This is a genomic window from Paraclostridium sordellii (assembly GCF_000953675.1).
GTDB lineage: Bacteria > Bacillota > Clostridia > Peptostreptococcales > Peptostreptococcaceae > Paraclostridium > Paraclostridium sordellii.
Genome location: NZ_LN679998.1, coordinates 1,766,707 through 1,779,176, shown reverse-complemented (window position 1 = coordinate 1,779,176; position 12,470 = coordinate 1,766,707). Strand labels below are relative to the sequence as shown.

Annotated in this window: 11 protein-coding genes; 8 read left to right on the top strand and 3 right to left on the bottom strand. The window is 27.0% G+C overall.

Annotated elements, in window-relative coordinates:
• Positions 1-20 precede the first annotated feature (20 nt).
• The gene (locus ATCC9714_RS08530; protein WP_057545030.1) at positions 21-1,034 is read right to left on the bottom strand and encodes a CotA family spore coat protein; all 1,014 of its coding nucleotides are present in this window, start codon (positions 1,032-1,034) and stop codon (positions 21-23) included.
• 164 nt (positions 1,035-1,198) lie between these two features.
• Between ATCC9714_RS08530 and ATCC9714_RS08525 the strand changes: the two genes are divergently transcribed.
• A complete protein-coding gene (locus tag ATCC9714_RS08525) occupies positions 1,199-1,636 on the top strand; it encodes a GNAT family N-acetyltransferase (protein WP_021126063.1) in 438 nt (145 codons plus the stop codon).
• Positions 1,637-1,750: 114 nt separating this feature from the next.
• Here the strand turns inward: ATCC9714_RS08525 and ATCC9714_RS08520 are convergent, their stop codons facing one another.
• Positions 1,751-1,957 (bottom strand): hypothetical protein, encoded by a 207-nt coding sequence (locus ATCC9714_RS08520; protein ID WP_155484856.1) that lies wholly within the window; start codon positions 1,955-1,957, stop codon positions 1,751-1,753.
• Between the two features lie 274 nt (positions 1,958-2,231).
• On the bottom strand, positions 2,232-2,645 hold the full coding sequence (locus ATCC9714_RS08515) for a universal stress protein (protein WP_021126065.1): 414 nt from the start codon (positions 2,643-2,645) through the stop codon (positions 2,232-2,234).
• A gap of 278 nt (positions 2,646-2,923) precedes the next feature.
• Between ATCC9714_RS08515 and clpB the strand changes: the two genes are divergently transcribed.
• From clpB to ATCC9714_RS08480, 7 genes are all read left to right on the top strand, one after another.
• Positions 2,924-5,518 (top strand): ATP-dependent chaperone ClpB, encoded by a 2,595-nt coding sequence (gene clpB, locus ATCC9714_RS08510; protein WP_054630516.1) that lies wholly within the window; start codon positions 2,924-2,926, stop codon positions 5,516-5,518.
• A gap of 143 nt (positions 5,519-5,661) precedes the next feature.
• Complete coding sequence (locus ATCC9714_RS08505) at positions 5,662-6,348, top strand: early set domain-containing protein (RefSeq protein ID WP_057545028.1); 687 nt, start codon at positions 5,662-5,664, stop codon at positions 6,346-6,348.
• Positions 6,349-6,406: 58 nt separating this feature from the next.
• Positions 6,407-7,462, top strand: coding sequence for a phage tail family protein (locus ATCC9714_RS08500; protein ID WP_057545027.1), 1,056 nt, complete (start codon positions 6,407-6,409; stop codon positions 7,460-7,462).
• Positions 7,463-7,719: 257 nt separating this feature from the next.
• A complete protein-coding gene (locus tag ATCC9714_RS08495) occupies positions 7,720-8,865 on the top strand; it encodes a DUF362 domain-containing protein (protein WP_057541893.1) in 1,146 nt (381 codons plus the stop codon).
• Between the two features lie 18 nt (positions 8,866-8,883).
• A complete protein-coding gene (locus ATCC9714_RS08490) occupies positions 8,884-10,581 on the top strand; it encodes an ATP-binding protein (RefSeq protein ID WP_057545026.1) in 1,698 nt (565 codons plus the stop codon).
• A gap of 2 nt (positions 10,582-10,583) precedes the next feature.
• A complete protein-coding gene (locus ATCC9714_RS08485) occupies positions 10,584-11,903 on the top strand; it encodes a sigma-54-dependent transcriptional regulator (protein WP_077065679.1) in 1,320 nt (439 codons plus the stop codon).
• Between the two features lie 191 nt (positions 11,904-12,094).
• Positions 12,095-12,466 (top strand): GrdX family protein, encoded by a 372-nt coding sequence (locus ATCC9714_RS08480; protein ID WP_055328727.1) that lies wholly within the window; start codon positions 12,095-12,097, stop codon positions 12,464-12,466.
• Positions 12,467-12,470 lie beyond the last annotated feature (4 nt).

Sequence of the window (12,470 nt, the reverse complement as noted above, 5' to 3'; positions counted from 1 at the left end):
CAGTATAGTTATTACTACTATTAACCTATAAATTGTACTGCTTCAGCACAAACTACATAGATTCTAGCATTTACTGCAGGTGTAGTTGGAGTAGCAGGGATAAAAGGAGCTCCAAGTATTAAAGTGTTACCTGCGCATCCTAATATTTCAACATCAGTTAATACTAGTGATCCAGCAGTTAAACTAGCTCTTCCAGTTAAGTTTCCAGATAATTCACTTATTATACCGCTACTACAGCAACAGTCGTCACATGTAGGATTACAATCTTGTGTTTCGCATTGGAAAAATCTTAATGCTTCTCTTATTATATCATAATTTGCAACTTGAAGTGCAGGAGTATCTCCAAGAACTTCAAATGCCATAGCTTTTATAGCACATAAAGATGCTAATTCAGCATTTGCTCCAACAGCAGCTTCATCTTGGAATAAAGCTATTACTGTATTAATTAAAGTTACAATTACATCATTAACTAAATCTAAAACTGCATCAACTGTACCAGTTACTATACCTACTATGCTATCTAAGATAGCTACAAGTGGAGCTAATAGTGGGGCCAAAGGTCCTATAAGTACTGCTTCTAAAGCAGCAATTAAAGCAGTAAGACCAGTAGTAGGGTCATTAATTAATGCAAGTACAGCATTAAGAGCTGCAGTTATAGTAGGAATAGTTACACCTAAAAGATCCGCTAAATCTGCAATTAAACCTTCATCTACAACTTCTGGGTATGCTAAAGGTCCGCTTATATCTAAAAGATCACATTCGCAATTATTTAATCTTTCTAAACTACCTGTAAGTGCTCCTAAGTTATCATTTACGCCAAGTGTTGTTAATTCAGTACCAACTAAGAAGAAGTCAGTAATAAAAGCAGCGGCATTAAAGTCTATAAATTGTCTTACTCTATCTGCACCTAATATTTCTGTAGCTCTTTTTATTCCAAGTTTGCAACAGCATTGTACTTGTTTAGGCTGTGGAGTAGAGTTATTTTGTGGATAATATTGATTACAATATGGGCTACAACAATTATTTTCAATCATGGGTTGCACATCCTTAAATATATTTATATTATAGAGACGTTTTTAATCTCTATAGTACAATATATTTAAGGAAGCTAAAAATTGTGACAAAAAAATACACAATGGATGTTTAAAACACTTACATTTATAAAATTTAGATATATAATAAAATATATGGAGGTATTATGGTGAAATTTTGTAATTCCAATGAAATTGATATATTTAAAGTAAAAGATTTTTATTGTAAATACGCTACATGGGGAGTAACGAACAGTTACGATGACTGGAAAACTATAATAGAAAACTCAAATTGTATAATAACTGTTTGGGATAATGATAAATTAATAGGAATGTCTAGAGCACTAAGTGATGGAGTTAGATGGGCAACTATTGTTGATGTATTAATACATCCCAATTATAGATCAAATCAAATAGGATCTATAATGATAGAAAAATTGATGCAATTAGATAAAATGCAAGTTAGAACAATTTATTTGGCAACAGCTGATAAGGAAAATTTTTATAATAGACTGGGATTTAAAACAGTTAATCAAAACTGTTATTATATGGTCAAAGTTAACAAAACAGTTGAAAGTAAATATTTTACACCAGTAAACAACTAATAATTAGTTCATTATATTTTAAAATAGGTTTCTTACAGGTTAAAATAGTAAATGAAAGATTATTAAGCTTTCATTTACTATTTTTATAAATACAATTTTATATTATAACTATGTTTATAAAATATTAGCGGCTGTAGAAAGTCCAGAAATAAATCCGTTAATAAAATCAAATGAGGCAGGAATTAAAATGCCTAATGAAAGTGAAACAATTCCTATCTTTTGTATGAAAGATAAAGATTTTAAATTTTTACAACATGTAGCTAAGATAATAATTGCTAGCAAAACACTACAAAAATCTCCTAAGTCATTAAAAAAACTCATATTAGTACCTACCTTTATAAAAATATTGTAGAGAAGTTTAAATAAACAATTTTATTTAATTATATTTATTTTAGAAATATATTATTCGAGATAACGATTTCTTAAAATGAATATAATTACACAAACTTAAATAAGTAACTATTCTACATTATTAATTATAACATAAAAGTTAGAAATTGGACTAAACTTAAGGTTTAATGTATAAACTAAAAGGCATAAAATCTATTTAAATAGATTTTATGCCTTTTAGTTTAATTTATAAAAATTTAAAATCTTACTCAGGAACTATAGTAACAGTACATTTAGATTTTTTTACTACATATAAAGTTACAGACCCTATTGAGTCTATGAAATGTTTCTTTGTTGACTTAGTCATAATTATTAAATCAAAATCATCATCTACAGATTTTTTTATAATCTCTGGACCAGGGTCTCCAAATACAGTATATGTTTCTACTTCATATTCTGCTAATTTATCTTTTAAACTTTCTAATAGACAATCTACTTTCTTTTGGGATTCTCTCATTTTAACATCTATGAGCATTGGATTTGTTATATTAGTTAGACTTACATCATTAACACTCATCAGTGTTATACTAAATTTATCTTTTGGATACTTACTTAAGACAAAATCTAAGGATTTTTGACTTCTTTCACTACCATCAATAGGGACTAAAATCTTCTTCATATAATCACATCCTTTTTTTTCTATTTTACCACAATGGGAAAACCTATTCAATTATTTTATATTATTAAATGCACTTAAAAGTTGAATAATAAATTATAAAACTTATTAAATAAAGGTAGGAAAAAATTTAAAAATATTATTGACAAAGATAAAATATATGTATATATTATTAATAACAAATTATTAGCACTCAATTAAATAGAGTGATAACAAAATATGAAATTAAGGTTTTAATTAAAATAGATAATATAAAAACTAAATAGTGGAGGGATTTTAATATGAATATAGAGAAAATGACAGTAAGAGTACAAAATAGCCTAAATGAAGCTTATGATATAGCAGTAAAAAATCATAATCAACAAGTAGATGTAATACATCTATTAAGTGCACTTGTAAATCAAGAAGATGGACTAATTCCAAATATATTAGAGAAGATGAATATATCTGTATCATCATTAAATAACAGTATAAATATAGAACTTAGTAAATTACCACAAATTCATGGAGAAGGAATAAGTTCACAAGGCATAACAGCTACAAGAAGAATAAATGAAGTATTGATAAAAGCTGAAGAAATATCTAAAGACTTTAAAGACGCATATATAAGTGTAGAACATGTTATATTGGCAATGATTGAAACTGAATCTAAAACTAATGTAGGAAAAATATTTAAACAATTTAATTTAAATAAAAAAGATTTTTTAGATGTATTATCTAAGGTTAGAGGAAGTCAAAGAGTAGAAACAAATGATCCAGAGGGAACATATGAAGCATTAGAAAGATATTCTACTAACTTAGTAGAATTAGCTAAAAAGAATAAATTAGATCCTGTAATAGGCAGAGATGAAGAAATAAGAAGAGTTATAAGAATTTTATCAAGAAGAACCAAAAACAATCCAGTTTTAATTGGGGAGCCTGGTGTTGGTAAAACAGCAATAGTTGAAGGTTTAGCTGAAAGAATAGTTAGAGGAGATGTACCAGAAGGTTTAAAAGAAAAGGTAATATATTCATTAGATATGGGCGCTTTAATTGCAGGAGCTAAGTATAGAGGAGAATTTGAAGAAAGATTAAAAGCAGTACTTAAAGAAGTTCAATCATCAGAAGGAAAGATAATATTATTTATAGACGAGATACACACAATAGTTGGAGCTGGAAAAACTGATGGGGCAATGGATGCAGGAAATTTAATAAAGCCAATGTTAGCAAGAGGTGAACTTAACTGTATAGGTGCAACTACATTTGATGAATACAGACAATATATAGAAAAAGACAAAGCACTTGAAAGACGTTTCCAACCAGTTATGGCAGAAGAACCTAGCGTAAGTGATACAATATCAATACTTCGTGGCCTTAAAGAAAGATTTGAAATTCATCATGGTATAAGAATACATGATAGTGCTATAGTTGCAGCAGCAAAGCTTTCAGATAGATATATACAAGATAGATTTTTACCAGATAAGGCAATAGATTTAATAGACGAAGCTGGAGCAATGATAAGAAGTGAAATAGATTCTCTTCCAACAGAATTAGATGTTGTTAGAAGAAGATTATTAACATTAGAAACAGAAAGAGAAGCACTACTTAAAGAAAATGATGACAAAAGTAAACAAAGACTTGAAAACTTAGGTAAAGAATTAGCAGAATTAAAATCTAAAAATGATGAAATGACTGCTAAGTATGAAAAAGAAAAGAGCAAGATTCAAGAAATAAGAGATTTAAAAGCCAAGTTAGATGAAGCTAAAGGTAATGTAGAAAAATTTGAAAGAGAATATGATTTTAATAAAGCGGCAGAAGTTAAATATGGTGTAATACCAAAATTAGAAGAACAAATAAAAGAACATGAATTAAAAATGCAAAAAAGCTATGAAGACGCTTTATTAAAAGAAGAAGTTACTGAAAATGAAATATCTCAAATAGTTGCTAAGTGGACAGGAATACCAGTTACTAAACTTGTAGAAGGAGAAAGAGAAAAATTATTAAAATTAGAAGATGAACTTCACAAAAGAGTAATCGGTCAAGATGAGGCAGTTACTGCAGTAAGTAATGCAGTTATACGTGCTCGTGCAGGTCTTAAAGATGAGAATAAGCCAATAGGATCATTTATATTCTTAGGACCTACAGGGGTTGGGAAAACAGAGCTTGCAAAAACATTAGCAAATAATTTATTTGATAGTGAAGAAAATATAATAAGAATAGATATGTCTGAATATATGGAAAAACATGCAGTTTCTAGGCTTATAGGACCTCCTCCAGGGTATGTAGGATATGAGGAAGGTGGACAATTAACAGAAGCTGTTAGAAGAAATCCATATTCTGTAGTATTATTTGATGAAATAGAAAAAGCACATGAAGATGTATTTAATTTATTTCTTCAAATACTAGATGATGGAAGACTTACTGACAATAAAGGTAAGACAGTAGACTTTAAAAATACTATAATCATAATGACTTCAAATATAGGTAGCTCATATTTATTAGAAGCTGGGGAAATTTTAAATGAAGAAGCCAAAGATCTAGTTATGAATGAAATGAAGAGAAGATTCAAACCAGAATTTTTAAATAGAGTTGATGATATTATAATGTTTAAGCCATTAGATAAAGAAGGAATTAAACAAATAATAGATATATTCATGAAGTCTTTAAAAAATAGATTACAGGATAAAGATATAAAAGTTGAAGTTACAGATAGTGCAAAAGATATAATGGTTAAAGAAGGATATGATCCAATATATGGAGCTAGACCATTAAAGAGATATATAAGTAATGTATTAGAAACTATTATAGCTAAGAAGTTAATAGCAGGAGATATATATAATGGATGTACTATAATAGTAGATGGAGAAAATGAAAATATAAATATTTCTGTAAAGTAGAGTTAAATTTGAAAGTACTACCTATATTTTGGGTAGTACTTTTTTATGCTAAAGTTTGTAATAATATTAACGATATAATAAGGTAAGTAAAACATTTTTAAAAAAAACTGTAGTACTTCATGATATATAGGAGGTTTTTTACTATGGAAGTGAATTTTCAATATGAAGAAAATAATTATTTACCAATTAAAACAATATCTGTAATAGGAGAGTTTAATAATTATGATCATAATAAAGGAGTTATGATTAAAGATAATAATAAATGGACATTTAAATGTGATTTGCAAACAGGTGAGCATCCGTATAAATTTCTTATTAATGGGGAGTTAAAGCTTAATGATCCATCTGCAAATGTATACTTACCAGATGACAATGAAGAACTTTGGTCTATAGTTAAGATTAATGAAAATGATCAGAGACTTTATAATAATACTCAATATACAACACATATAGAAAAGTACGATATAGGTTCTTCCGTAATTGAACAAGAAAATATCGTAAATAAAAAAATTTTTAATATGGCTTTAGATAAAAAAGTAGTAACAAGATTTCAATTTACTAATGTAACAGGTTTACATACGGTAACAACAGCATGGTATACACCTGTAGGAGCGTTATTTCAAGTAACTGAGAATAATTTATTTATGCCGCCAAATGGTAAAGAACCAATAATGTTATGGTTTTGGATAGATTTAACTGATAATACTCGCAAATATCCATTTGGAACTTGGACAATGAAATTTTTTATAGACGGTGAATTTATATTAGAAGATCAATTTAAATTATCACAAAATTCGGCATATTCACCACAAGGAGAAATAAGATATTAGTTTATAAGCACTTAGCAGTGATTATATATTATAAAAAAATAAAAGGATGTGAAAGGTTATGAAAATAACTAACAATGTTAATTTAAATGCAACTGTTATTAAAAATAGAAATGATAACAATAGTAGAGATAGAAAGGTAGAAAATGACAATCTGAGTTCAAATGTACAAGTTACCAATATAAAATTAGATAAAGATGAATATATATCTTCAATTGCTAATGATATAAAAGATTCTTCAGAGCTTGTATCTAAAGAAAGTAACACAACTAAGAGTTCAATAAGTGGATTTTTTAAGTCAGTAGCTGATAAATTTTCTTATGCGGCTAGTGAGGTTTCAAAATTTGTTAAGACAGCAGTTTCTGTAGGCGAAAGTGTTGTTAAAACAGTTAAGTCAGTATCAAATATTGTTGTTGATACGGCCAAGGTTGTATCAAAAACTATAAAAGATATGTCAGATTCAGTAAGTAAAAAAATAAAAGATACTGCATCACAAGTAGCTAGCACATTTAAACAAGTAACAACTACTGCCTCCGATTTAAGAAAAATAGCTGAAGATACTAAAAATTCAGCTACATCTCTAATAAATACAGGAGTAAAGACAGCTGTTTCAATAGGGGAAAATATTAAGGAAGTAGTAGTAACAGTTGGAACATCAATAGATGAAATTAAGTATGAGTGGAACAATCCAAATAGTGGTATTGTAGAAAAATTAGTTCAAACTGGTAAAATGGTAAATAATGGAGTAGAATCTATAAAAGAACCAATAAAAGAAATAGGAAATACAGCTTCAACAGGATACAATGAAATTAAAAAAGCTTACAAAGATATAAAAAATAATATTGAAAACTCATGGTCTTTGATTAAAGAAGTTAAAAATTCAGTTGTATCAGTTAGCAAGAATGTAATTGATACAATAAAAACAGTTGCAGCTGAAGTTAAAGATGCAGGCAAAACTGTTTTTGGTAGCATAAGTGATGCTTCAGATAATATAAAAGATGTAGTTAATAATGGATATTATGAAATTAATCAAACTATAAAAGAAGCATATGGTAATCATGCAGAAGATAAGGATCATCTAGATAATAACGATGGGATGATACCTGTATTAGCTTAAATGTTTTTAAAAGTGTAGATAGGTTTGTGTAGACAAACTTGTCTACACTTTTTTAATTTCTAAGATAGTATATTGATTTAAAATTTGTTGATAATTAATGAACTATAGTTGTGTAAATAAGTTTATAGAAAGCAAAAAAGAATTTTGAGTAACATACGGAGTCTTTGGGGATATGAGCAAAGCGAATTTTTATTATGTAAAAATGGAAAGTTTTTATGCTAATATATAAATAAGAATAAAGTTAAAAGGGGATAAAAATGAAATTTGTATCAATAAGAAAATGTGATGATTATAATTATGAAAATATAAAAGCATCAATAGAGAAAAATTTAAATGATATAGGTGGAATAGAAAAATATATAAAACCAAATAGCAAAGTATTAATAAAACCAAATTTGCTTATGAAAAAAAGTCCAAAAGAAGCTACAACAACTCATCCAACAGTAGTTAAAGTTGTATGTGAAATATTACTTAGACTAAACTGTGAAGTAATAATAGCAGATAGCCCTGGAGGACCATATACAGTATCATCACTTAAAGGTATATACAAATCAACTGGGATGAAAGATATAGCAGATGAAATTGGAATAAACTTAAATTATGATATAAGTGAAGTTAAAGTGGAAAGTACAAGTGCTAAAGCATTAAGGTTTATGGATATAATAACTCCAATAATAAAAGCTGATTATATAATAAATATATGTAAATTAAAGACTCATGGTATGGCCACATTCACAGGTGGAGTTAAGAATTTATATGGATCTATAGCAGGACTTAAAAAGGCAGAAATACATTATAGATTTCCAAATGAAGAAATATTTTGTGAGGATGTATTATTAGATATATGTTCTTATGTAAATCCAAATTTAACCATTATGGATGGAGTAGTTGGTATGGAAGGAGAAGGGCCATCAGCGGGAATTCCAAGACATATTGGTGTAACTCTAGCATCAGCTAGTCCATATGCATTAGATGCAATAGCTTGTAAGATTATTAATTTAGATATAAACAAAGTACCTACTATAAGAGGGAGCATAAAAAGAGACTATATAAAAAAAGATTTAAGTGATGTAGTTTTAGTAGGAGATGATATAAATAAATTTATTATAAAGGATTTTAAAATACCAAAAACCAGTAAAGATTTTAGATTATTAGCATCATCTATGCCAAAGTTTATTCATGAACCTCTTACGAAACTATTAACTCCAAAGCCTATTATTTCTTATAAAGATTGTGTAAAATGCAAAAAATGTATAGAAATATGTCCAGCACAGGTTATAAGTTTAAATAAAAAAATAGAGATAGATTTAAATAAATGTATAAGATGTTTTTGCTGCCATGAATTATGTCCGAAACAAGCTATAGATATAAAAAGAAGTATAATTTTCAGATTGATAAAATGATTATAAATTGGGGGTATTATGAAAAAGAGGACTATAATAGTTATAGGTATTATTTACTCTATTGTAGTTATAGGTATAATAGCTAATATATATGTAGGAATAACCTATAATTTAAATATCTTTGAGTATATAGAAAAGTCTATGCCTATAACTGAAAAGGAAAGAGAAATTTTAAAAAGTAATGGTAAAATCATTTATGGATCAGATCAAAGTTCTCCACCTCTTAGATACAAAGATAAGCTAGATGGCCAATATAAAGGCATGATTGTAGACCTTATAAATGCGTTATCTATTCAAATAGGTCAAGATATATATTTTGAACCCAATGATTGGTGGAAAGAGTCCTTATATAGTCTTAGTAATAAAAGTATAGATTTTTTCGATTTAATAGAATCAGAAGAACGGTCTAAACAGTTTGTATTTACAGACCCTGTATATACTCTAAGAGGAAATATTTTAACACCTAAGAATTCAGATATAAAGAATTATGAAGATTTAAAGGGTAAAAAGGTTGCTATACTGGAAGGGGATTACTCTATAGAATTTTTAAAAAATAGAATTTCAAATTTGGATATAGTTTTTACTAAAGATATAGAAAGTGCAGTTAAACACTTAGTAAACAAGGATGTAGAAGCTGTTGTAGGTGATGAACCTGTTCTTAAGTATTATATAAAAGATATGAAAATAAGTGAAGAATATACTATTTTAAAAGAACCTATATATACAAAAAAAGCTGTATTAGCAGTAAGAAAAGATAAAGAAGAATTAGTTAGCATACTAAATAAAGGTATATTTAATCTTCAAAAAAATGGAGTATATGAAGATTTAAAAGAAAAATGGTATTACGAATATGATGATATAAATACGATTTTCTGTGGTACAAAATCGGGATACTTGATGTATCTTTTAGTTAGTATAATATTAATAACAATATATATTTTTTATGGGTGCACATATATCTTAAAGAAAGAAATAAAAATTAAAACAAGTGAAGTACTAGAAAGTCAAGCTAAACTCGAAGTTACACAAGCTCAAATGTTAAGAGATCATAAAATGGCAGCTATAGGTCAGTTAGCCTCAGGAGTAGCACATGAAATAAGAAACCCATTAGGGATAATCATAAATTATTGTTATCTTTTAAAAGAAGATGATAATAGCAAAGAAGAATTTAATGAATATATAGATGGAATAGAGAACAATGTTCAAAGGGCAAGTAATATAGTATCAAATCTTTTAAACTTTTCAAGAATAAGTAGTGACAAACTAGAGTTTGTAAACATAAAAAACTTTTTGGAAAATACTCTAAAATTAGAGCAAAAATCAATAAATAGCAAAAACATAAAATTAAATATAATATGTGAAAAAGATTTGAATTGTTATATAAATGAAGATTCACTAAAACATGTATTATTAAATCTTATATCAAATGCTATATATGCTATAAGTAACGAAGGTACTATTTTTATAAAAGCATATAAAGAATCTAATAAGTTAAATATAGAATTTAAAGATACAGGTTCAGGTATATCAAAGGAAAATCTTAAAAATATATTTAATCCTTTTTATACAACAAAGCCAGTTGGAAAAGGAACAGGATTAGGTCTTTATATAACTTACAATGAAATAACTAAGTGTGGAGGATGTATAAGTGTAGAAAGTTTATTAGGAGTAGGAACTACATTTTTCATAAAAATTCCAATAGGTAAGGGGGATTAACTTTGAAAATACTGATAGTTGATGATGAAATAGAATATGCTAATGTAATGAAAAAGATAATAAAAAAGAAGGGATATGAGGTAAATGTAGCATTAAGTGGACTTGAAGCTATAAGTATTATAGAAAAAGATAAAAGTTATGATTTAGTACTGTCTGATTTAATAATGGATAAAATGAATGGAGTAGAATTGTTAGAGAATGTTAAAATCATAAACAAGGATATAGAAGTTATTTTGGTAACAGGATATGGAACTATTGAAAATGCTGTTGATGCTATGAAAAAAGGAGCATTTTCTTATTTTATAAAAAGCAATCCAACAAAAGACTTATTAAATGAAATACAAAAGGTTAAAGAATCTATAGATTTAAAAAGTCCAAAAAAAACTAGAGATGAGTTCAAACTTACAACTAAAAGCAAAAAATTTAAAGATATAATAAAAATAGCGGAAAAAGTTGCAATTAGTGATATAAACATATTAATACTTGGAGAGTCTGGAGTAGGTAAAGATGTTTTGGCTAGATATATACATAATTTAAGTAATAGAAAGGATAATGCCTTTGTAGCCGTAAACTGTTGTGCCTTTTCTGATGGATTATTAGAATCAGAGCTGTTTGGACATGAAAAAGGTGCTTTTACAGGAGCAAATGAAAGAAGAAAGGGAAGATTTGAGTTAGCTAATAGAGGAACTTTATTTTTAGATGAAATAGGAGATGTATCACTAGATGTACAAGTTAAATTACTTAGAACTTTAGAAAATGGTATAATAGAAAGGCTTGGAAGTAATAAACAAATCAAATCAGACTTTAGATTAATAAGTGCAACTAATAAAAACTTTAAAGAGGAGATAGAAAAAGGGAGTATAAGAGAAGATTTCTTCTATAGGATAAGCACTATAATCATAACAATACCTCCACTTAGAGAAAGAAAAGAAGATTTGAATGAATTAATAAAGTTTTTTATAAAAAAGTATGAATATAAATATAATAAAAAAATAAATAAAATAGATTCAGAAATAATGGACTTTTTAATAACTTATGATTATCCAGGAAACATAAGAGAACTTAAAAACATAATAAATAGAATGATAATATTAAGTGAGAATGGAAAAATATCTAAAGAATGTTTACCAAGTATAAATAAGAATGAAAATTTTGAAAAAATAACAATAAAGCCATTAAAAGAGATAAGAAAAGAATTTGAATGTGAATATATAGAGAAAGTATTAATACAATGTGGGAATAATATTTCTCAGGCATCTAAGAAATTAGATATAAGTAGAAGGCAATTAACTAATAAAATAGCTGAATATAAGTTAAGGTGAGAAAAAAATTTCTCACCTTTTTATTTTATGAGAAAAAAATTTCTCAATTGGATTAGAATTAAAAAATTAAATTTTAAATAAAGAGAAAAAACTTAGTAAAATCAATAGGTATAAAATATAAAATTATTTTAAAAAGTTGGCATGATATATGCTTTATAAATAAAATAAGAAAAAGCTAAAGGGGTGATAACATAGATAGGTTAATAATTACTAATAATGAATTAGTTTATACTGAATATAAAGATACGTTAGAAACACTATACTTAAAAAATTATAACTATATAGATGTATTAAAGGTAACTAGAGACAAAATTCATAGAGGACATAAATTATATACTCATCCTTTAGCAGGAAGCATAAAAGCAAACGACACTCCTTACAAATCTATTTTAATTAGTAAATATGAAAGTTACTTAGATGAAATTAGCTTGAGCATAATTGAAAATAGTATACAAGTATATACTGATTTACTAAGAGATAATACGACTCCCCTTTGGACAAAAGAAGTTTTAGATCAATTTATGATAATAGATTTATCTATTATTAAAAATTCAATAATATAAATTA